The sequence below is a fragment of the Paenibacillus nicotianae genome (assembly GCF_042681745.1).
GTDB classification, from domain to species: domain Bacteria; phylum Bacillota; class Bacilli; order Paenibacillales; family Paenibacillaceae; genus Saccharibacillus; species Saccharibacillus nicotianae.
Genome location: NZ_JBHUGF010000011.1, coordinates 245,976 through 268,455, shown reverse-complemented (window position 1 = coordinate 268,455; position 22,480 = coordinate 245,976). Strand labels below are relative to the sequence as shown.

The following is a 22,480-nucleotide window of genomic DNA, read 5'->3' as shown; positions in this document are numbered from 1 at the left end:
GTTTCTTTTATTTTACCGTAAAATTAGTTCGCTTGCGCCATCTTCTGTACATTGATCGCAACAACGGCTGCCATTTCACGTGTTACTTTGGCTTGAGGATCGAATTTGTTATTGGCACCCACCATAATTCCATTACTCACTACAGCGCTAACTGCGTTACGTGCATAACTACCGATCTTCGCTTGATCTGCAAAAGAAGCTGTCGATGTTCCTTGAAGCCCCAACGCACGAGTTAACATCACAGCCATATCTTGACGGGATACCGGCTGATTCGGTTGGAATGATGTTGCACTAACGCCTGTAATAATACCTTTATTTTTGGCAGTCATGATTGCATGATAATACCACTGATTAGCCGATACGTCTTTAAATGTCGCTCCATTTGAAGAGGTATTCGCTGACTCTGTAGCTCCGGTCAAACGAACCACTAATGCGGCAAATTGAGCACGTGTTAGTTGCTGTTTAGGAGCAAATACAAGCTGCTGATCACTAACGCCTAACATCAACCCTGTATCATAAGCACGATGTACAGCATCAGAAGCCCATGCTGAAATCGTATTTTCATCTGTAAATGGAACAGTTGTACTTGTTCCTGTATCTACAGGTTGGGTAGAAGTATTTGCTAAATTATAAATCGTATTTCCGCTATTCATATACTGTTGATATGCAACTAGAGCAAGTAATGCTTGTTCAGTAGCGATATTATCGCTTGCACCACCCACAGTATGGCTATAAGTGCCATTGACTTGACGGAACTGACTTAGACGTGTGATCAGGTCACTATTGGACTTGGTGAAGCGTGCGTCTTTCGGATTGATACCTGCTGATGTTAAAGCAACGATCACTTGAGATACACTTTCGCTACTATCATCATTATAAGCAGAATATCCTCCGTTGGCTTGCTGTTGTGCAGACAGATATTGAACCGCTTGGTCGATCGCTGTTTGAACTTTGCTCTGTGTGCGTTCAGGTGCAAGAGCAGCAATTGCCATTGCTGTCATATCTACACTGCTCGCTTCACCTGTTGCCAGTGGGAATCCACCATCGCTATTTTGTGCGTTTAACAACCATGTCACTAGCTTTTCTTTGTTCCATGTAGCTGTTGAAGGCACTGTATAATTGTCACTATTTAGCGCAATCAGTGCAAAGATTGCCCCATTGGTTCCTTGAGCTGTCATTTTGTCATGATTGACCATTTTGTCGATTAAGTTCACACCACTCACAGATGTTGGATTGCCACCTGCTGCTTTGATTCCTAGAATCAATCGTTCCAGATCGGTCACTTTGCGGAATGTACCTGCTGATTCTTTGACTTGAGCAGTTGCATTAGCTAGATAACTAGCTGGTAATGTTCCACCTGCACGCACAATTCCTACAGCTTCCCATTCGGTTAGCGGGTTGTGAGATAGTACATTTTTGACTGTGGCATTGATATCTGTTGTTAATTGTTGCAAGTCTGCTGAACTTGCTAATACATTTTTGTTGATAACCGCATATTTGGTAAAGTGAGAGACTGCTCCTGTGATAATACCTGTTTTGGCATCTAATGCTGTTGGAACAGGAATCCATTGATTGGTCTGTTCATTAAGCCATGCAATCGTTAGGCTGGACATTGTATTGGCATAGACAGGAATTTTGAATGAAAGATATACCGGTTTTTCAAACTGTTGTCCTTTTGGTGTAAATTCATACAGACTGGATACAAGCTCTGGACGACTAGCCATTTCTTCTTCTATGCCAATTGTAGTATTACTCTTCACACTATTGGCTGGCACGATAAATTGTACTTTACCTGCTGAATCGGCCAGTGTCGCTTTCTGATCCGCAGTGACTTCTTTACTAACTGTCACTTTTGCCGCAGATGCTAACGCTTTGGCTATCGAATTGGCTGTAGTTGCACTCATTGGAGAACCCGAGTTCAGTACGGTGCTTGACTGCCCTGCTTCTTTGACAGTTAATTGATTGTTAGATTTGATTTTCAGTTGAGACAATTCACTTTCTACTTGCGAAGGAATCGTTGCCGGGAAAGCGACACCCAGACTGTTATTGACACTTCCGCCACCGCCACCAGAAACAGTAGCTGTACCATCGCTATAACGCCATGCTAGATTATCTCCAGCTTTTAACGTATACGCTCCTGCGCCTGTGTTCGGTTGTTGTCCATTGACTGTATACACCCAACCGCTTAATGGGCCTTTATCAAATTCGCTTAATCCATCGATAGCTGTTACATATGCAGTAGCACCGCTACCTCTATAACTTACACGACTTGCACCTAACTGACGTAATAATACGCTAAAAGCAGTATCTCTATTTTGCAATGTAATCGAAGTCGTAGGCAAAATAGTACTGTCACCTGTAACTGACATCGTAATCGTATTGGCTGTAGGTGTTGTTGTATTTCCACCTGTACTGTTATCACTTGCAACAATTAAGGTAGATGTGTTGCGAACAATGAAAGGTACATTATTATTCTGGTATCCTGTGACAGCTACCGTATATGATCCTGCATTCATTTTGTTAAATGAAGCCACACCCTGTGCATTGGTTGTAACGGTTTGGTTACCGACTTGTACTTGTACATTTGCCGCAGGGCTTACTACTTTGTCACTGGTAAATGTATCGTTATTCCATATCCAATCTGCTTTTTGTACCGTGATATTGAAGCCACTGCTTGCTTTGGGTACAGCAGGTGATGTACTGACAGACTCTACTAATGAGATGCCGTAAGCTCCAAAATACACATATATTTGATCCGAAGGTTCTAATACAAATGCATCCATACCTACATCTGGTGATATCCATTGACCATCACGTTTGACAGCGAATAACCAACCACTCGATGGATCAAGATCGCCACTATTAATATCGGCGATGCCTGTTACATATTTACCAAAAGAAGCACTCGCAATTGTTAATTTAATTCCATTTTGTGAAGCTACATTTTGAAGAGCATCCAGTGCATAGACGGCTTTAGTTACCCCTGTGGTTACAGGAGCAGAAGGCCCTTCTACAGTAACGCTCGCTTGTACTTTGGTGCCTTGCTCTGGTTCAGGCGTAGGCGTTGGTTCTGGCTCAGGTTGTGGTGCTACAGGAGGATTCGGATTCGTATACAGTACTCCTGCATTGCTGGTATATAGATCATAAGCTACTAATGCTCGTAAAGCTTGATCGGTTGAAAAAGCTTTGTCTGATGCACTTGCAGTCAGTTCATGACGGAACCCACCATCACTATTTTGAAAAGCAAGTAAACGATCGATTAACGATTTTCCATTTTTCTCAAATTTCACATCGGTTGGATTGATTCCAAATGAAGCTAGACCAATAATTTCCTGGGCTATCGATTCACTGCTGGAATCGTCTGATTTCTGTATCAACCAATCGACAGCTTTTTGCCCTGCTGTCTGTACATCCGCACGATCTTTGTACGGAGCTAAAGCACTAAGTGCCATCCCATAATAATCTACCGACATTTGCGGCCCGTTGATCGCTGCCACTACACTATCGATGAGTGTATCGCGTCCTTGCTTGGCATCATTAGGCACTTGATATGTACCAGAATCTAGCGCAATCAGGGCAAACATCGGCCCATTAACACCTTGTTGATTGATATTCGCATGATTGTATAATTTTTCGATCAAATTACAATCGGAAATATTCGTTGCGTTCAAACCTACAGATGTACCTGCAATCGCCATTCGTGCTAATTCGGTTACCGAAGGCTTCGCTTGAGCACATAGATTTTTTACTTCCGTTCTTAGACTGCTGTAATAGCTAGCAGGAATGGCTTTCCCTGTGCGTGCATAGCTGACTGCAATCCAATCACCATCGACTCCACCATTAGCATCGATATATTGCATCGCTTGCGCAATAGCTTGACCATATACAGATTGGGTGACGTTCGTATTGGAAGTTGAATTGTTACTAGAAGAATCATTAGAAGTGTAGACCGCTTGAGATACAGTCGTTGTCGTAGGATTCGATTCATCTGCTGCATACGCAGAAGTAGAAAATACACCGGATGGTACTAATGTAGCGATCGTAAGCACCAGTGTTAAGATCATAGCGACCCACTGACGGGATAGGGATGATTTCATGTCAGACCTTCTTTCTTATTTTAGTAAAATGGACATAACGACAATGCAACATAAAAAAGCCACTTCAACGGAAGTGACTTCAAAGGCATAACAGCACAACAGTTCACCGCCTATAACGATATAGGCTTAGAATGATAGACTGTTTCTCCTCTTTGCTCCGAAGACGGTAGAAACGATTGCTCGCAAGGCAGGTCTCCTGGCTATGCTTCATCACATCCTCCTAACCTTCCCATCGCTTCATGCAACAGTGGCTCGATTCGGGAGCTGTTCAGCATTTACAGTGGCGGGACCGCGCCGGAATACACCGGACTTCCCTTTTAAGCGGATACAAAATCATATTCGTATCTGCACCTTGGACAATAAAATATATAGATTTGTCGTATTTATCATAGCGATAGCACCGGGCTTTGTCTACGAATTCTAGCAAATTACTTATCGGAAACATGTGAAAAAATAAAAGCGCATCCTGTTTAGAGGATACGCTCATAGATAACTATATTATTCAGTTTACGCTTTAACTTCTATCGTCCAACCAAATGGATCTTCGGCTACACCTTTTTGGATACCGGTTAATGTCTCATACAACTTGGCAGACAATTCGCCTGTTTTGCCTTCGTTGATGACCATTTTTTCACCTTGCCAGTTTAGTTCGCCCATCGGAGAAATAACGGCTGCGGTACCTGTACCAAATGCTTCTTCTAGCTTGCCTTCTTTGTGTGCTTCTTCCAATTCATCGATCGAAAGAATACGCTCTTCCACAGGAATATCCCAGTGCTTGAGCAATTGGATAATCGAATCACGCGTAATTCCGCTTAAAATACTACCATTCAGTGCAGGGGTGACTACGATACCGTTAATTTTGAAAAAGACGTTCATACTACCGACTTCTTCAATATATTTACGATGTACACCATCTAACCACAGCACTTGAGAATAGCCCAGCTCTGTAGCGCCTTCTTGCGCTTTAAGACCTGCTGCATAGTTACCTGCTGTTTTTGCCATACCTACACCGCCGGGAACAGCACGTACATATTTGGACTCAACAAAAATTTTAACCGGATTGATGCCTTCTGCATAATAAGCACCTACAGGTGAAAGGATAATCATAAATTTATACTGACGTGAAGGAGATACGCCTAGTGTTGGTTCTGTTGCGATTACAAATGGACGCACATATAGCGAATTGCCTTCACCTTCTGGAATCCATTCACGATCGATCAGAATCAACTGACGCAAAGCTTCAAGTGCTAATTCAGGATCAACTTCTGGAATACTCATACGTTCATTAGAAATGTTTAGACGCTCTATATTTTTCGTAGGACGGAACATGAGGACACGTCCATCTTCTGTTGCATACGCTTTGAGCCCTTCAAAAATCGTTTGTCCATAATGGAATACTTTCGCTGCCGGATCCATCATAATCGGTTGATACGGAACAATACGTGCATCATGCCAACCTTGTCCAGCATCATAGTCCAAAATAAACATATGATCTGTAAATTGTGTACCAAATACTACTCCATCCATAGAGGACGGTTTCTCTTTTTTATTCGTTGTCTGCTCGATCTTGATCTCTATAGTCATGGTTTATGTCTCCTTAAACAATTATTCCCTAAATCATATCACTTCTTATCCCAAATCGAAAATACTTAAAAACAATAAGTTGATAGGTAATATGTCAATAGACATACTATAGTTTAATTTATGTACCCTATATAATGTAAAAAAAACTCTATAAAAAACTAAGAGCGGTCGCTGACAGCGACCGCTCGTACAAATCACAAAAGTGATTTTTTCCTTAGACTTATTTTAAGCTTAGTCTACAATAAAATCAACCAGTTTATGAATGTAATCAAAAATACTTTGCAGTAATTGATTTTTATTATAATAGTGAATATTTTTCTTAATTCTTTGCATAATTAATTGTAATTCATCATTTCGCTTTTTCCTAACTCCGCTACTGAGCATATAGGTTGAGTGACAATATAATAAAGCTGATAGATCATGTATTCTTTGATTTTCTAATCTTTTCTTTCTTGTATGTTTGCTAATAGTTGGGACTTTCCCAACAAATAATTTAATATACTTTGATTGTCTATCATGTGTTAAAGTTTGCTCATTTAATTTTATTAAAATAGGGCTGCTGTGAGCACATATATTTCTAATATTCTTTACGTATCTTATAATAGAAGCAATTTCTATATATTCATTTTGATGCTCATGTTCGTAATAAAACTCCACAAATCTAACAAATTCTCCAAAGGTTATAATTTCAAATAATACCCATATCGATAAATCGTTTTTTCTTTTTAGGTAAAGATCATAATTATAATGTCTACTTGCGTATCTAATATGATCAAAAAAAGATTCTGAACTTTTACCTATTTTTTGCGAAAACCTATCTACAATGGTATATCCATCTTCTTGACTTTTAGTAATATCAGCTAATATTTTTGTTTTTAAAAAATGTTCAATATCAAGCGTCATTTGAAGAAGAGTGTATCTAAGTTGCATATCAATACTTGCTAAATCAACAAGGTGCTGAAAATCTAAATGAATATATTTTCCTTTATTATCCTTAGGAAAATTACTTCGATAAGCAGACAACTTATAATAGTAATTTGAGTGTTCCAGAATATGCTCTGGTGTTTCTAAAGAAGGAAGATTAAACTGGATTCCTTTATCCTTCATATGAACTATTAACTCTGAAAAATCAAGCTTTTTCTTGATCCCAATAATGTTCAATCCTCCTTTCAATATAAATAATATATACATCTTATTCTTTAATATATTATATGACTTTTATAAGTGCAAAAAATTATTTTTGCATATTATTTCTATTTTTCCTGTAGAGCTGTTTCTTTCTCCTTTATAATAGAACAAAGTACATTCAGACAAGGAGGCAGTATCTGTTATGACTATCCCTGAAAATAATTCGATCAACAATATCGAACGATTTTCCGGTTTTGAAGATGTGTATGATCAGTATCGTCCGACGGCGCCTAGTCTTGTGGTAGATATTCTTTCTAACTATTTGCAAAAGAAACCTAGATTAGTTGTTGATGTAGGCTGTGGTACAGGGTTATCTTCGTTTATTTGGCGGGATCGAGCGAATCGTATTATTGGGGTCGAACCCAATCAAGATATGTTAAATAAAGCACGTTATAAGCTGAGTCTCACTACACAAGCAGATCACATTTCATTTGAACAAGGATACTCCAATCAGCTCTCATTGGACTCCAACAGTACAGATATCGTCACTTGTTCGCAGTCGTTTCACTGGATGGAACCGAAAAGTACACTAAAAGAAATTGCTCGTGTACTGGTACCCGGTGGCATTTTTGCCGCTTATGATTGTGATTGGCCACCAACAGTGAACTGGCAATTAGAGCGTGAATATATCAATTTATTAGCGATCTCTGAACGGATTATTGCAGAGCAAGCCAACCCCGAGCAAGTCGCGCGCAAGCGAGACAAAGATAATCACTTGCAACAGATTGAGCAAAGTGGACATTTCCGATTTACGAAAGAAATTGTATTCCATCATATCGAACCTTGTAGTGCAGAGCGGTATGTAGGTATTTTGCTAAGTCAGGGCGGAATTCAAGCAGCGCTAAAATTAAATTCCGATTATCTAAAGTCTGAAATTCAAATTTTTCAAGCGATGGCTGATGATTATTTTCGCGGTGGAGTCACCAACGTAATGTTCAGCTATCGAATGAGACTCGGTATACATTGATCTTCATTTACTTCATTGTAAATAATTCAAACCAATGACAATTTAATAATCTGTCAGCAATAAAAGACGATGCTTGCAGAAAGCAAAAAAAGAAGCACTGAACATATGTTCAGTGCTTTTTCTGTTCGATAATAAGCGTATATCCAGCATATATTCAATTCAGCTTGAGTTTTAGGTTATACACCTTTTTCACGTAGGTTGATATGATCTAGCTCTGTACTGCTGTTAAAAATAAATTCTAACTGATATGCTCCACGAACATACGTCACTTTGGTTTGTTTTGCTTTTCCATTTTTGATCGTAGTGGTAGATGTTGGTGTATACCAGTTTTTGAGTAACATTTTCATCGTAATACCGCCAATATTCGTCTGGCGTTCTACACTGGTTCCCATATAACGCATTTCACGAATCTTTGTTAATTTGTAATTGAATGCATAGCCAGGGTTACCCATCTCTGCATGGTATACATCAAATCCGTCTGAGTCTTTCATCGCTTGATCAGGCTTGCCAAAAGCTTTGACTACTTGATCTCTTGTTGTTTTACCGACAGTAAATGCACTTGCATTGCCCGGGAATTGACCTTTCAAAGCTGGCTTGTAAAAGCTATTTAATGTTTTCAAAGCCATTTGGCTATCGCTAGCAGTCACTTTACTCGTTGTAGCAGCAGATGCTGTCTGTACAGAAGATACGCCACTGCTTACTCCCAGTGTGCCAACAGCTAATACACCGGTTAATGTCGCTGTAAATATAACTTGTTTGATCGATTTCTGAGTATTCATGTTCATTTCCTCCTGATCGATAAGGTATGGCAAGTAATAACACTTGCGTTATTGTAGTGCATTCCAGTTCTACTTTTTATCTCTATTCAAATAATAACATAATAAATTATAGCTTTTCAAAAGTATAAGCGCTTATACTTAACGATTTAGAGTATACTTTTTAACGTGTTCTTTTGTCAATCAAATAGGTCTTTAGTCGCTATGTCAATCTATAAACCTAAGGTTGAAGAATTCAAAAATCGGGTATGTAAAAGCTACAGACTTTTAAATGAACAGGGGTGGAGATAATGGATATGGAGAAAATAGAAAGCCTATCAGCGAACACACAACAGCGTCCTAAAATTGCCTTAACAGGAGCAAGCGGTTATATTGGGCATAATTTGCTGAAGCGGCTAACCGATGAGTATGATGTAATTGCTTTATCCAGACATGGCGATGACAAAGAAAACAGTGAGCATGTTGAATGGCGTTCTTGTGAGCTATTCTCAATATCCGATGCAGAGAAGGCGCTCAAAGGTGCAGATTATGCTATTTATCTTGTACATTCTATGATGCCGACTGCCAAGTTGACCCAGGCTCATTTTGAAGATATGGACGTGATTTTAGCAGACCATTTTGCTAGAGCAGCCAAAAAAAATGGCATCAAACAAATTGTGTATTTAAGCGGCATTATTCCTGAAGGAGTACCACGCGAACACTTATCCCGCCATTTACGCAGTCGTCTAGAAGTAGAACAGATTCTAGGTTCGTATGGAGTACCGGTGACAACAATTCGTGCAGGATTGATTGTTGGGCCACAGGGCTCCTCGTTCCCTATTCTGGCGAAGTTAGTTCAACGATTACCGATTATGACACTGCCAACATGGACACGTACAGAAACACATCCGATTGCATTGTCTGATGTACTGCAAGCATTGAAAAAGAGCATCGGCAGTAATGAATTGTATGATCGTGCGATAGATGTGGGTGGCCCTGATATTATGACGTACAAACAAATGATGATGAAAACCGCAGAAGTGATGGACAAGAAGCGTTCGTTCCATGATGTTCCTTTTTTGACGATTCATCTGTCTCGTCTGTGGGTCACATTGGTTACTGGTATGCCTAAAGAAATGGTCTATCCTTTAGTAGAAAGTCTAGCGCATCCAATGGTCGCTAATCCTGAACGCAAAGTAGAAGGTATTAGCGATGGGCAGATTACATTTGAAGAGTCTGCCAAATCTGCACTGGAAGAAGAAGAGAAGGAAAAAGAAAAAGCGCAAGAGAAAAAAGAGCACTCTAGCTCTTCTTCTGAGCATAAAACAGAATCTGTATCTGATGTGCGTTCGATTCAGCGTGTTGTTTTACCGGATGGCAAAAATGCCGATTGGGCTGGTAAATACTATATGAAATGGCTAGGCGGTATCGCCAAATGGTTGATCCGCACCGAATACGACGGTAGCAGTATTTATCGCGTGTATATTCGCCCTTCCCGTCAACCTATTTTGGAGTTAACGTATTCTCCTGAATTGAGCAGTGAAGATAGTGCGGTATACCATATTACCGGCGGAGCATTTACCAAAACAAAAGAAAATCATGAAGGACGATTGGAATTTCTACAGGTTCCAGGCACACAGGATTGTGTTATTGCTATTCATGATTATCTTCCATCGTTACCCTGGTTTATTTACAAATTTACACAAGCCAAAGTTCATCTATGGGTGATGTATGCTTTCCGCCGTCACTTAAAACGGATGATCAAAAATGGTAAGCAACATGAATTTCCAGAAGGTCATCAATCTCAAGATTCTCAACATCCTGCTTCTCATGTGATGAGTAATTCGCACAGTACGCCGTAATTAGATTATTATTTTGACTGCTGACTATAGCACTTGATATAGAAGGTCTGAACGTTCTTCATCTTCGTGATGGATAGCTTCAGACCTTTTTATGTATAGGCTTATTCTCTATCTAGATTGTTCTGATCTCAATCTCCTTTTGGGATGATCCGCCAATTCATGATAAAATAAATACATACTATTTATACCACCAGCCGAAGGGAGCTTTTTATACTGTGAAAAACGAACTGATTGATCGCTTAACTTCTTATGTGCAAATCGATACACAATCCAATGAGGACAGTGAGACATGCCCTTCTACACCTGGACAATGGACACTGCTTCATCAATTGGTAGAAGAATTAGAACAGATCGGTATGGAAGATGTCACATTAGATGGTAACGGTTATGTGATGGCAACTTTACCTTCAAATACAGATCAACCTGCGCCTGTTATCGGCTTTTTAGCTCATGTGGATACAGCAACAGATTTTACAGGTAAAAATGTAAAGCCCCAACTGCTTGAAAATTATAACGGTGGCGATATTTTACTTAACGCAAATGAAGGCATTGTATTATCTCCCAAAGATTTCCCTGAATTGGAGCAATACAAAGGTCATACATTGATCACTACCGATGGAACAACACTACTTGGTGCAGATAACAAAGCAGGGATTGCTGAGATTATGACAGCGATGCACTATCTAATTGATCATCCAGAGATCAAGCATGGCAAAATCAGAGTCGCTTTTACACCGGATGAAGAGATTGGTCGTGGCCCTCATCTGTTCGATGTCGCTAAATTTGGTGCAGAGTATGCGTATACGGTTGATGGTGGCCCTCTTGGAGAACTAGAGTACGAGACATTTAATGCGGCAGCAGCGAAAATCACGTGCAAAGGAAGTAATGTACATCCAGGTACAGCCAAAAATAAAATGGTCAATGCAGCCAAGATTGCAATGGAGTTGCATCGTCGTCTACCCGCAGGAGAAGCACCTGAATTTACAGAAGGCTATGAAGGATTCTTCCACCTGTCTTCAATCAATGGTGATGTAGAAGAAACGCAATTGTCTTATATTATTCGTGATTTCAAACGGGAAGATTTCGATCACAAAAAAAATCTTCTGAATAGTATTGTAGAAGAATTTAGACAAACATACGGTGAAAACAATATCTTGATCGATATGAAAGATCAGTACTATAATATGCGTGAAAAAATCGAACCTGTAAAACATATTGTTGATATTGCAGGACAAGCGATGAAAAATGTAGGTGTGGAACCTCATATTACACCGGTTCGTGGCGGTACAGATGGTGCTCAATTATCGTATATGGGTCTGCCTACACCGAATATTTTTACAGGTGGCGAAAATTATCATGGCAAATACGAGTATGTATCTGTCAATAATATGGTCAAAGCTACAGAAGTCATTGTAGAAATCACACAATTATTTGCAAAAACAAATCAAGCGTAATATACGATAACATTTTTATATTCTATAGAAAGCAGGTAATGATACGATGACATTTTCTACTTCTCTTCAACGCACAGTAGCGCCTTTTCGCGCAGATCAAGTAGGCAGTCTTTTACGCACAGATAAGATCAAACAAGCCCGTCTAGAATTGACTAACGGTACACTGGATGCAGAACAATTACGCGCGATAGAAAATGAAGAAATTCGCCGCATCGTTGCCAAACAAGAAGAAATTGGTCTATTATCGATTACCGATGGTGAATTTCGCCGGGCATGGTGGCACTTTGACTTTCTCGAACGTTTGGATGGTGTAGAAGGATATGATACCGAAGGTGGTATTCAATTTCACAATACAACGACCAAAGCACATGGCGTCAAAGTCACAGGCAAAATCGACTTTACTACACACTCTCATTTAGAAGATTACAAATTTCTTCACAGTGTAGTTAGTACAGGGCATACCGCCAAAATGACGATTCCAAGTCCAAATATGTTATTATTCCGCGGTCAAATTCAGACTGATCTGTATCGTGATCATGATGTGTTGTTACATGATCTAGCCGAAGCGTACCAAAAAGCGATTCGTGCTTTTTACGATGCAGGTTGTCGCTATCTGCAATTGGATGATACATCGTGGGCAGCTTTCTTTTCAGAAGAAGCCAAAGCCAAATTACGCAGCGATGGCAAAGACCCTGATCAAATGCTGGCTGATGCTGCTAAATTGATCAATCAATCTGTCGCCAATCGTCCGGCTGATATGACGATTACCATGCATATTTGCCGCGGGAACTTCCGCTCGACATGGGCAGCATCTGGCGGTTATGATGGTGCAGCCGAAACGATTTTGGATGGACTGGATCTGGATGGATTATTTATGGAATATGACGATGAGCGTTCAGGATCATTCGATGCGTTACGCTTTGTGAAGCGTCCAAACTTGCAAATTGTGCTTGGTCTGATTACTTCTAAATACGGTGAATTGGAGAATCCTGACGATATCAAGCGCCGGATTGATGCTGCGTCCAAATTCGTTAATTTAGATCAACTGTGCTTGAGTCCACAATGTGGATTTGCTTCTACAGAAGAAGGTAATTTACTGACAGAAGAACAGCAATGGGATAAACTACGTCATGTTATCCATATTGCTCAGGATGTATGGAAATAAATAGAGTGATCGTGTATTAAATATTGGAGTGAATTATTATGGAATGTCGGGTTGGCTGTGCCGCCTGTTGTATCGCAATCTCTATCTCTTCACCGATTCCGGGTATGCCAGAAGGTAAGCCTGCTGGAGTCCCTTGTCCGCAATTGACCGCAGAACGTCGTTGCGGATTGTTCGGTCGACCCGAACGTCCAGATGTCTGTGGTGGATTGCCTGCTTCATTGGAAATGTGTGGCACTACCAATGAAGAAGCTTTTGCCTATTTAGAAGCGCTGGAGCAAGCTACTGCTCCTACAAAGTAGTCTCACTAACAACGATAAATGTATACAGCAAGATTGAATATAATCCCTTTCATTTATTCAGAGTACAAAAACATCTTTCGCAGATGAATGTGCTCTTACTAATATGAAAGGGATTTTTTCGTTCTCTATTATTTGGCTTACTCTTCAAAAAAGGCGAGCTGGATAAGCTGTTTGGCTCGATTCAACTTGTTGGCATCTAGTTGTTGTAACATCGCAAAAATTTCATTTTTTTCTTCTAACTCTCGTGAATATTCCACTTCATTTGTAGGGAAATGAGTCGATTTATTTTGAAGCGGCTTGTCCTGCCCCTCGTTTATGTCCACCCACGATGTTTTCATTACTTCTTGCATCAATGTCAACAGAAAGCGCATCTGTTCTATTTGATATTGATTAAGAAAATGGCGTACATTTTGATTGATATGTTGATGCAGTTGTTGATGTAACGTAAATATTTTTTTCCCCTGAGAGGTTAAGCGAAACAGAACTTCTTTTTTATTATGAGGCAAAGGTTCTACAAGAATCATATCCATTTCTGCTAATCGTCTGGTGATTTTGGAGACGGTTCCTCTAGGAATATTGTATTGCTTGGAGATGCTTATCCCATTGGTAGGTTCTAATTCTCCTATCGCATCCAGTACATGAAGCATCTGTACTGTCGCCACTTGCAGAAATTCAATCACACCAGTATCAGAAGTCTGCATCATCATCCATCTTTTTTCTTCATCTTCTCCTTCTGCTTGAAATCGTTTCTGGATCGCATCGATATGATCTATGATTTCAGTAATCAGTAATTTTTGTTCTATCTCATGATTCATAATAGTCAGTTCCCCTTTATTTAATTCAAAATGTTTGTATTTTTTAGTATTTATTTCTTCTGATTATGTTGCTGTTGTTAGTATACCAATCACTTTTTGAAATTGATATATTCCAAGAAACATTATTGACAATCAGAAACAATAAATATATATTGTATCTAATAAACAATTTAGTTTCTAAGAAACAAAAAGAAAGGTGTTTTACCTATGAATATTATGATTGTGTTCGATCACCCCTATGGAAGTGGTGCTTCAGCAAATATTCCTCATCAACGAAGCTACTCGGCTGCTTTACTTGCTGCTGTTACACGAGGTCTACATGCAGGAGGACATACCGTCGATTTGGTGGATCTGCATCAGGATGGATTCAATCCTGTAATGTCTGCTACTGATCTAACTTCGTGGCGCAAAAAAGAGAGTATTGATCCTCTAATTGCTGATTATCAACAACGTCTGATGGTTGCAGATCATCTGATCTTTATTTTTCCTATCTGGTGGGAAGGTATGCCTGCTCTAATGAAAGGATTTCTCGATAAAGTGTTTGCCAAAGAAATCGTATATAGTGAACCCACCCCTGGACGTCCGTTCAAGTGCTTACTTCCCCATTTAAAAGGTGTCTCTTTACTCACTGTTATGGCTACTCCTACTTATATTTATCGCTGGCTATTCGGCAATCCGATTACAAAAATGGTATTTCGCGGAACTTTTCGCAAAATGGGAATTCACTCTCTAAAATGGTATAACTATTCCGGTATGGAAAAACGAACATTGGAACAACGGCAAGCTCACTTAGAAAAAACAGAAAAGGTATTTGCCAGACGCTTCTAAATAAATCAGTTCTACTACCATATGTAATTCTTTGCCTTGTCCAAACCATAACATTGCTTCTAGTTTTGTAAATAAATTTCTTTCCCTGTATATAAAAGTTAAAATTTAAAATTTAAATTGTAGATTTCTTCTGATTTTACTTGTTTTATGCGCGATTACCCTTAAGTCCAACGTTTAACATTCCGATAGTATAGGAATATGAATACTATAAATTTGAGATTAAAGGGTGATTGACACATGAGTATGACCAATTCTTTGTTAATGTTTGTGCCTTACATTGGAAAAATTTTGAGAGAACGAGCAACAGTCTGCTTGTATGATCAAACGCATATGCTTTATTATGAACAGCTAGACGGAATCGATCTTGGTTTCAAAACAGGTGATGCTCTTCCAGTCGGATTTGATCATTTTTCTGGTTTAACCGATAAAGTAAATCCTTCAATCGTTCATTATCCTCAAGAAATGTTTGGAGTGCCTTTAGAAGGAATCAACGTGCCTATCTATGATGGCAGTACACTTATCGCTGTTCTTTCTGTTAGTTATGATAAAACCACTCAAGAAAATCTGGATTCTGTTTTAAAAGAAAATGTATCCGCTGCTAATGGTCTTGTAGATATGGTGCAACATGTTGCTGCTCATGCTCAACAATTACAAGCAACCAGCGAACAAATTTTGCAAAACAGTAAGATTACTGTTGAAAAATCGAGTAAAATTAATGAAGTCGCTACATTGATCAAAGACATTTCTGAACAAACCAATTTGCTTGGTCTAAATGCAGCGATCGAAGCCGCTCGTGTAGGGGAACTTGGCGCAGGATTTGGTGTTGTTGCGACTGAAGTGCGAAAATTGTCAGTTAATGCCAAACAAGCTACCGGTGATATCGAAACTGCTCTTCGTGATGTACAAGAATCTATTCGCCATATGGAAAATGAAATTGCTCAAATCACAACATCTTCTCAAGAACAATCTTCTCTCGTTGGTTCATTTACAGACGTTATTGAACGCTTGCAAGCAGCAGGTACAGAAATGAAATCAATCACCGATAATCTATACCGCTATAGCGTCCCTCATAAAAAATAATCTCAGCCTATCTACTTCCCTTATCTCACTAGAGTTTCTTTGGAATAAAAAGCTCTAATTGGTATTAGAGTTTTTTATTTTTATTATTTGCTACCAGACTACCTCAAAAAGATAAGTCTTTATTATAAGACTCATCTGTCCGATAGTAATACATATAGATACTATCAAAAATTGAGTACGAAAAGGATGATTAGAACTATGCCAGTAATGAAAGCACTATTAACCTCTTTGCCATACATCGGAAAACTTTTACGTGAGCGCGCTACAATCTGTTTGTATGATCATGAAAAAATCCTCTATTACGAACAATTCGGAGGTATTGATCTAGGATTTGTATCTGATGGTCCTTTAGCTCCTGGCTTTGAAAATTTTGCTGGCATTACCGATAAAGTAAATCCATCGATCACTCCTTTTCCTAAAGAAATGTTCGGTGTTTCTCTTGAAGGTATCAACGTGCCTATCCATGAAAATGGTCAAATCGTTGGCGTTATGACGATCAGCTATGATCAAAGAACTCAAGAAGATCTACAAGGCGTTATGACTGAAAACGTATCAGTATCGGAAAATCTTGTTGATATGGTGCAACATATCGCCGCTCATGCACAGCAACTACAAGCAACCAGTGAGCAAATTTTGCAAAACACGAAAACAACTGTTGAAAAATCAAGTAAAATCAATGAAGTTGCGATCTTAATCAAAGATATCTCCGAACAAACCAATTTGCTTGGTTTGAATGCTGCAATTGAAGCTGCTCGTGTAGGAGAACTTGGTGCCGGATTCGGTGTTGTTGCGACTGAAGTTCGTAAATTGTCTGTTAACTCTAAAAAAGCTACAGGCGATATTGAAACAGCGCTTCGTGATGTACAAGAGTCTATCCGTCAAATGGAAAATGAAATCACACAGATCACAACTTCTTCTCAAGAACAAGCTACACTTGTAGGTTCATTTACAGAAGTTATTGATCGTCTGCAAGCTACAGGCGAAGCAATGAAAGATATTACTAAAAATATCTATTACTATAACAGTCAACAAAACAAATCATAAAATATGTACTTCTATGTCAAAAAAAGCTCTACAACCACATCAAGTGATTGTAGGGCTTTTTTTCGATATGTAACCATATCATTGTTATCCGCTCTCTTCTTGCACAGCTAATAAACTTCGTGCTACGCGATTACGACCAGCGTATTTGGCTTCATATAATGCGCGATCACTATGTTGATATAACGTACCCAGTTGAGTATCTTTGGTAGCTAATACTGTGACCATCCCGACACTAATCGTATACGACAAAGGCAAAGCATGAAAACGATGATGCTCAATCGTAGAACGAAGTTGTTCGGCAATTTGAGTAGATCGCTGTTCATCTGTATCAGGTAGTAAAATAGCAAATTCGTCTCCACCATATCTTCCGAATATCGCTTGTTCTTCTAGTTGCTCTGTGACCAGTATCGCCATATCCCGTAACACACGATCGCCAATATGATGACCATACGTATCGTTAATAGCTTTGTAATGATCAATATCAAATAAAAGATACGATACGAATTGCTGCTTTTTGGCTAATCCATAGATACAATTTTTACTTTGGATCATAAAGGTACGCCGATTCAATATACCTGTCAGATCGTCATAGCTGGCAATACGTATAAGATCAACATCCGCCTGCTCTTTAGATAACAGTACAAAGCCTGTATTTCCCAAAATCATAATCAAATAAAGCGACAGAAACGTAAACGTTTGATACATCCCGATTGTAAATAAGCCAACAATATCACCGAAATACATAGCAAATACAGCTCTAAACCATAGACTAATCACAACGATACTATACAGATAACCCATCAAATGTTGAAGTGAAGATGCTTGTCGGTCTGAGATCATACGGTAGGCAGGATAAAGGATAAATAGAGAGGTAGCGATAGAAGCATAAATAATACGAGTAGTTTCTGTTACACCTGAGAAGTATATCGATACAAAACCGATAATCGTTATCGTGGTATAGCCAATATACAGATTGCGAATTTGTTTAGAAAATGCTTTTTGTAACACCAGAAACGAAGCAGTCTCCAAAGCAGCCCCGATAAATAAAAAAGAATTAGCTACCGTGATCGAAAAAAAATCAGGAGCGGTATGACGAAAAATCAACATAAACCATGCAATAGCCTGTACCCATTTGGAAAGGTAAAACATATTAACAGCGCGATCTTTCATATAATTCTGACGATATGCACGGATCAAGATGACAGTAAAAATGTGTCCAAATACAAGTGAAATGAACACTGTTTTCATATCCAGATTGAAATCCATCTGTTTTATTCACACACCTTAATCAATAAAATATACTTTATCTATCAGTATAGCAAGTTTTGAGCGCCGGAAATAGTCAAATAATTCCCCAAATTGAAATAAATAAACAGTAGTATTTCAGGTATTTCTATAATTTATATGTAAATAATAATATTTCTTTTCTATCTGCGTCTTTTCGGGTACAATGCTTGAGGTATGTCTGATGAAAGTTAGAGATACCTAACAATTATTGGAGGCTAAATTCCTTATGCAAACTTCTTCGCAAACTCATGTTAAGATCATCAATGCTGATCCTAGCGCACTGGGCCTATTCGGTCTGGCTATCGTTACTCTGGTAGCTTCTTCTCAAAAGCTAGGCCTAACAACAGGACTTAGTTATGCAATTCCCTGGGCGATCTTTCTGGGCGCGTGCGCTCAATTATTCGCTTGTATTCAAGATTCCAAGCGAAACAATACATTTGGTACGACTGCATTTGGAGCATTTGCTTTCTTCTGGTTCGCTATGGCAGGTAACTGGATGATCAAAATGGGCGTGTTCGGTACTGCTCTGGCAAATGATGTAGATGGTAAGCAACTAGGCTTTGCTTTTGCAGGTTATCTTGTATTTGTACTGTTTATGACAATCGGAGCTATGGAAACACATAAAGTATTATTTATTATTTTCTGTTTGATCGATCTGTTATTCCTCGGACTCACTTTTGATGCGTTTGGCGTAGCTCCTCATATTTTCCATACGCTTGCGGCTTATGCAGAGATGGGTATTGGTATTATGTCTTTATATGGCACAGGTGCACTGGTATTGAATACTCATTTTGGCAAAACATTTTTACCCATTGGTAAGCCTTTCGGTATTTTCAAAGACCATAACTAATTTATCTTCATAATAACTACACCCTTCAACACATGCGATCATTTGATAGCATGTGTTTTTTTATATACATTTTGGGAGGAGATATCTGCGCAAAGATCGAATAGCTATGCGCCTACTTTGTAAATATAAATTTTGGTACGATGAATATCGACACATTGTACAATCTTTTCAGGTGTCCAATCGGGCAACGCAAAATAAACACTAATAATATATGTATGTGCTACAGCACGTTCACGAAAAATAGTACTCAATTGCTTCATCGCTCCTGGAAACAGATAACAGACAATAATATTCGCTTCTTCATAAGGATATCGATACATATCTCCACGAATCAATGTAAGCGATACTTTCTCGAAAGTAGACCACCATTTAGAAATCCAAAAAGGAATAATAGAATTTTCGATACCTATCACATGATAACCCGGGCAATGCCTGGCTAAAAATATCGCTAATGTTCCCCAGCCAGAGCCAGTTTCTACAATGGTTTTGGGACGTGCTTGGTATTCCATATGTTGTTGAACTATAGAATATTGTTGCGCAGGATCATCTGTTTCTAATTTGAAAAGAGGATGATCCAATTCTTGTACTTTAGATAAACGTAACACTTCTTCTGCTACTTTACTGCGTAACAACAACGATGCTGGCAATGGTGAGATCCCATTACGCCAGCTATAATACACAATAGACAACACAGCAAGTAGCGTAATAACCAACAATACAGTCGAAATGATCAACGAACCGGTATTCATACATTTCCCACCTTTTTGGTTATATGTAGTCTATTTATGATACAATTCTAATCCAATAAATTCCAGTTTGTATGATAAGAATATTAATAATATAAAAACCGCTCTCCCTAGTATCGGAAAGCGGTTTTTATATAGATGATCTGTTGGTTGAGACCTTGTGTTACCCTTTGATCGATCCACCTAATAGACCACGTACAAAGTACTTCTGTAATGCAAAGAATACAGCAAGTGGTGTTAGCATAGAGACAAATGCCGCTGCGGTTAACAGATGCCAGTCACTACCACGCGAACCAACCATATTCGCAATATTCATCGATAGTACTTGTACTTCCGGTTGAGAACCGAGGAAGATAAGTGACACCAGATAATCATTCCATACCCATAAGAACTGGAAGATACTAATCGAAGCCAGTGCAGGTACAGATAATGGAAGAATCAATTTGGAGAAAATCGTAAAGTTGGTTGCTCCATCCATGTATGCCGATTCAAACAGATCACGAGGAAGCTGACTAATTGAATTGTACATAAAGTACGTAATTAGCGGCAGACCAAACGCCGTATGCGCTAACCATATCCCGAAGTACGTTCCGTTTAGTCCGAGTGCTGTATAATCGCGCAAAATTGGAATCAGTGCTACTTGCAAAGGCACAACCAGTAAAGCGATAACGACTACAAAAAAGACGCGTCGTCCTTTAAATTTGAGCCATGCAAAAGCATACGCGGCAAAAGAAGCAATAAAGATTGGAATGACTGTTGATGGAATAACAACAGCGATCGTATTCCAGAACGATCTTCCCATCCCGCTACCTTGCTCGGTTTTGACAGTGCCATCAGGTTGCGTGATTTTGTACTGTTTACCACCTAGAACCGTTTCATAGTTCTGTGTAGTGAAATCAAGTGTAAATCCGCTCCACTTTTTGTCCTGAACATCCACCGTACGTGCACGGCGATTTTCCCAGACAAGACGTTTATCCCCTTGCATGACACCTGATTTAAGTTGATCATCGCTGAATGTCTGTCCATTGACGGTGATCGGCTGACGAAGATCAGTGTCTTTGGGAAGTTTCACCTGTTCTTCGGTCGCCCACTGGCGATGAGGGAATACTGTCCACCAACCGGTTTGTAAAATATCTGCTGCCGGACGTACAGATGAGATCAATAGTCCAAGTGTAGGAATAAACCAGATAATACAGATAATCGCTAAAATCGTATTAACCAACCAACTCGCTTTGCGTTTGGGTGCTTTATTTTTTCGTTTAGCCATCAGAAGCTTCCCTCCTTCTGAAGCTGGCGCAGATTCAGGATAATCACCGGAATAACTGCAATCAGCAACACAATCGCAAGCGTCGAACCATAGCCTGCATTTTGATACATAAATAATTGACGGTAGAATTCAGTGGCGACTACTTCTGTTCCATACTGTCCACCGGTCATAATCATAACGACATCGAATATTTTCAGAGTAAATACGATAATCGTTGTGGTAACTGCAAGCACTGTACTAGAGATAACAGGTAACATAATTTTGAAAAAGATACGTACTTCTCCCGCGCCATCCATCCGCGCAGCTTCCAACATATCTTCCGGTATCCCTTTGATCGAAGCCGAAAAGATAACCATTGCAAACCCGGTCTGCATCCAGACCAATATGACAATCAAGAAGAGGTTATTCCAGGGTTGCACCATACTGAGCCAGCCCTGCGGCTGGAGTCCTAACTGCACCATAATTGCGTTAAGTAGACCAATCTGGTCATCGCCTGGTTGGTAGTAATAGATGAACTTCCAGATCACGCCTGCGGCTACGAATGAAATTGCCATCGGCATAAAAACAATAGCTTTGGCAAGACGTTCAAAGCTACTACGGTCAGCCAGTACAGCGACTAACATTCCTAAAATAACGCATGCTAACGTTCCGAATACTACCCATAGCAAGTTATTTCGTAGTGCTGTTAACAATAGTCTGTCGGTAAAAACAGCCCCAAAGTTAGCCAACCCTACAAATCGGGTCGAATCGGCATTAAAAAAGCTAAGATATAACGTGCGTAGTGTTGGTAAAAATAGCAACCAACCTAGCAATAATACAGCAGGTCCTACAAATACATAAGGAATGACGCGTTCTTTCCATTTATCCGAGTATTGTTCAACCACCCAGTTCAGAGACCAGTAAATCGAATAGATCCCAAATATTCCCCAGATCACAGCAAGTACAGCATTTAAAACTGGTGGAAGATCCGAGCTTCTAAAAAATAAAAAGATCGAGAAATGCAAGCCTACGTTTAAAGCAGGAACAAGTATCGATAATAAAATCAACTTCAACATAGACCCTTGATTGGCTCGCACGTCCATCGGCTTTCCCCCTTAATCAAGCCAAAGCGGACCGATAGCATCGGCCCGTTCTGACTCATGTCATGTATACCTGCTATCTACATGTATAGTATCTATGGTGCGTATACTGC

18 protein-coding genes and 1 riboswitch are annotated in these 22,480 nt (G+C 39.4%); of the genes, 9 read left to right on the top strand and 9 right to left on the bottom strand.

The annotated features are described in order from the left end of the window. Positions 1-23: 23 nt before the first annotated feature. From ACFSGI_RS19935 to ACFSGI_RS19925, 3 genes are all read right to left on the bottom strand, one after another. Entirely contained in the window at positions 24-4,097 is a 4,074-nt protein-coding gene (locus tag ACFSGI_RS19935; RefSeq protein WP_204825961.1) for an S-layer homology domain-containing protein, read from the bottom strand. Positions 4,098-4,266: 169 nt separating this feature from the next. After that, a riboswitch (cobalamin riboswitch) is annotated at positions 4,267-4,467 on the bottom strand. A gap of 137 nt (positions 4,468-4,604) precedes the next feature. Beyond that, positions 4,605-5,681, bottom strand: coding sequence for a branched-chain amino acid aminotransferase (locus ACFSGI_RS19930; RefSeq protein WP_204825960.1), 1,077 nt, complete (start codon positions 5,679-5,681; stop codon positions 4,605-4,607). 231 nt (positions 5,682-5,912) lie between these two features. Next, on the bottom strand, positions 5,913-6,842 hold the full coding sequence (locus tag ACFSGI_RS19925; RefSeq protein WP_204825959.1) for an Abi family protein: 930 nt from the start codon (positions 6,840-6,842) through the stop codon (positions 5,913-5,915). 169 nt (positions 6,843-7,011) lie between these two features. Here ACFSGI_RS19925 and ACFSGI_RS19920 point away from each other — a divergent pair, with 169 nt between their 5' ends. Next, on the top strand, positions 7,012-7,836 hold the full coding sequence (locus tag ACFSGI_RS19920; protein ID WP_204825958.1) for a class I SAM-dependent methyltransferase: 825 nt from the start codon (positions 7,012-7,014) through the stop codon (positions 7,834-7,836). 176 nt (positions 7,837-8,012) lie between these two features. Here ACFSGI_RS19920 and ACFSGI_RS19915 read toward each other — a convergent pair whose 3' ends face one another. Beyond that, positions 8,013-8,615 (bottom strand): YjgB family protein, encoded by a 603-nt coding sequence (locus ACFSGI_RS19915; protein ID WP_204825957.1) that lies wholly within the window; start codon positions 8,613-8,615, stop codon positions 8,013-8,015. A gap of 293 nt (positions 8,616-8,908) precedes the next feature. Here ACFSGI_RS19915 and ACFSGI_RS19910 point away from each other — a divergent pair, with 293 nt between their 5' ends. The 4 genes from ACFSGI_RS19910 (at position 8,909) to ACFSGI_RS19895 (ending at position 13,371) form a co-directional block, all read left to right on the top strand. After that, positions 8,909-10,453 (top strand): NAD(P)H-binding protein, encoded by a 1,545-nt coding sequence (locus ACFSGI_RS19910; RefSeq protein WP_204825956.1) that lies wholly within the window; start codon positions 8,909-8,911, stop codon positions 10,451-10,453. A gap of 215 nt (positions 10,454-10,668) precedes the next feature. Continuing rightward, on the top strand, positions 10,669-11,907 hold the full coding sequence (gene pepT, locus ACFSGI_RS19905; RefSeq protein WP_204825955.1) for a peptidase T: 1,239 nt from the start codon (positions 10,669-10,671) through the stop codon (positions 11,905-11,907). A 46-nt stretch (positions 11,908-11,953) separates the two neighbouring features. Continuing rightward, on the top strand, positions 11,954-13,072 hold the full coding sequence (locus ACFSGI_RS19900; protein ID WP_204825953.1) for a 5-methyltetrahydropteroyltriglutamate--homocysteine S-methyltransferase: 1,119 nt from the start codon (positions 11,954-11,956) through the stop codon (positions 13,070-13,072). 38 nt (positions 13,073-13,110) lie between these two features. Next, positions 13,111-13,371, top strand: a complete 261-nt coding sequence (locus tag ACFSGI_RS19895) for a YkgJ family cysteine cluster protein (protein ID WP_204825952.1) — start codon at positions 13,111-13,113, stop codon at positions 13,369-13,371. A gap of 137 nt (positions 13,372-13,508) precedes the next feature. Here the strand turns inward: ACFSGI_RS19895 and ACFSGI_RS19890 are convergent, their stop codons facing one another. Continuing rightward, on the bottom strand, positions 13,509-14,186 hold the full coding sequence (locus tag ACFSGI_RS19890) for a winged helix DNA-binding protein (RefSeq protein WP_204825951.1): 678 nt from the start codon (positions 14,184-14,186) through the stop codon (positions 13,509-13,511). Between the two features lie 207 nt (positions 14,187-14,393). Here ACFSGI_RS19890 and ACFSGI_RS19885 point away from each other — a divergent pair, with 207 nt between their 5' ends. The 3 genes from ACFSGI_RS19885 (at position 14,394) to ACFSGI_RS19875 (ending at position 17,138) form a co-directional block, all read left to right on the top strand. After that, entirely contained in the window at positions 14,394-15,014 is a 621-nt protein-coding gene (locus ACFSGI_RS19885) for an NAD(P)H-dependent oxidoreductase (RefSeq protein ID WP_204825949.1), read from the top strand. Positions 15,015-15,251: 237 nt separating this feature from the next. After that, the gene (locus tag ACFSGI_RS19880; RefSeq protein ID WP_204825948.1) at positions 15,252-16,094 is read left to right on the top strand and encodes a methyl-accepting chemotaxis protein; all 843 of its coding nucleotides are present in this window, start codon (positions 15,252-15,254) and stop codon (positions 16,092-16,094) included. A gap of 198 nt (positions 16,095-16,292) precedes the next feature. Continuing rightward, entirely contained in the window at positions 16,293-17,138 is an 846-nt protein-coding gene (locus tag ACFSGI_RS19875) for a methyl-accepting chemotaxis protein (protein ID WP_204825946.1), read from the top strand. A gap of 84 nt (positions 17,139-17,222) precedes the next feature. On the opposite strand, the gene ACFSGI_RS19870 is transcribed toward ACFSGI_RS19875, so the two are convergent. After that, positions 17,223-18,386 carry a GGDEF domain-containing protein gene (locus tag ACFSGI_RS19870; protein ID WP_379284166.1) on the bottom strand — a complete coding sequence of 388 codons (1,164 nt, stop codon included), beginning with the start codon at positions 18,384-18,386 and terminating at the stop codon, positions 17,223-17,225. A 265-nt stretch (positions 18,387-18,651) separates the two neighbouring features. Between ACFSGI_RS19870 and ACFSGI_RS19865 the strand changes: the two genes are divergently transcribed. After that, on the top strand, positions 18,652-19,275 hold the full coding sequence (locus tag ACFSGI_RS19865; RefSeq protein WP_204825942.1) for an acetate uptake transporter: 624 nt from the start codon (positions 18,652-18,654) through the stop codon (positions 19,273-19,275). 104 nt (positions 19,276-19,379) lie between these two features. On the opposite strand, the gene ACFSGI_RS19860 is transcribed toward ACFSGI_RS19865, so the two are convergent. From ACFSGI_RS19860 to ACFSGI_RS19850, 3 genes are all read right to left on the bottom strand, one after another. Then, positions 19,380-20,024 (bottom strand): class I SAM-dependent methyltransferase, encoded by a 645-nt coding sequence (locus ACFSGI_RS19860; protein WP_204825941.1) that lies wholly within the window; start codon positions 20,022-20,024, stop codon positions 19,380-19,382. 160 nt (positions 20,025-20,184) lie between these two features. After that, complete coding sequence (locus tag ACFSGI_RS19855) at positions 20,185-21,288, bottom strand: carbohydrate ABC transporter permease (RefSeq protein ID WP_204825940.1); 1,104 nt, start codon at positions 21,286-21,288, stop codon at positions 20,185-20,187. Beyond that, positions 21,288-22,370, bottom strand: coding sequence for a carbohydrate ABC transporter permease (locus ACFSGI_RS19850; RefSeq protein ID WP_204825939.1), 1,083 nt, complete (start codon positions 22,368-22,370; stop codon positions 21,288-21,290). Before ACFSGI_RS19850 ends, ACFSGI_RS19855 begins: the two co-directional genes overlap by 1 nt. Positions 22,371-22,480: the final 110 nt, after the last annotated feature.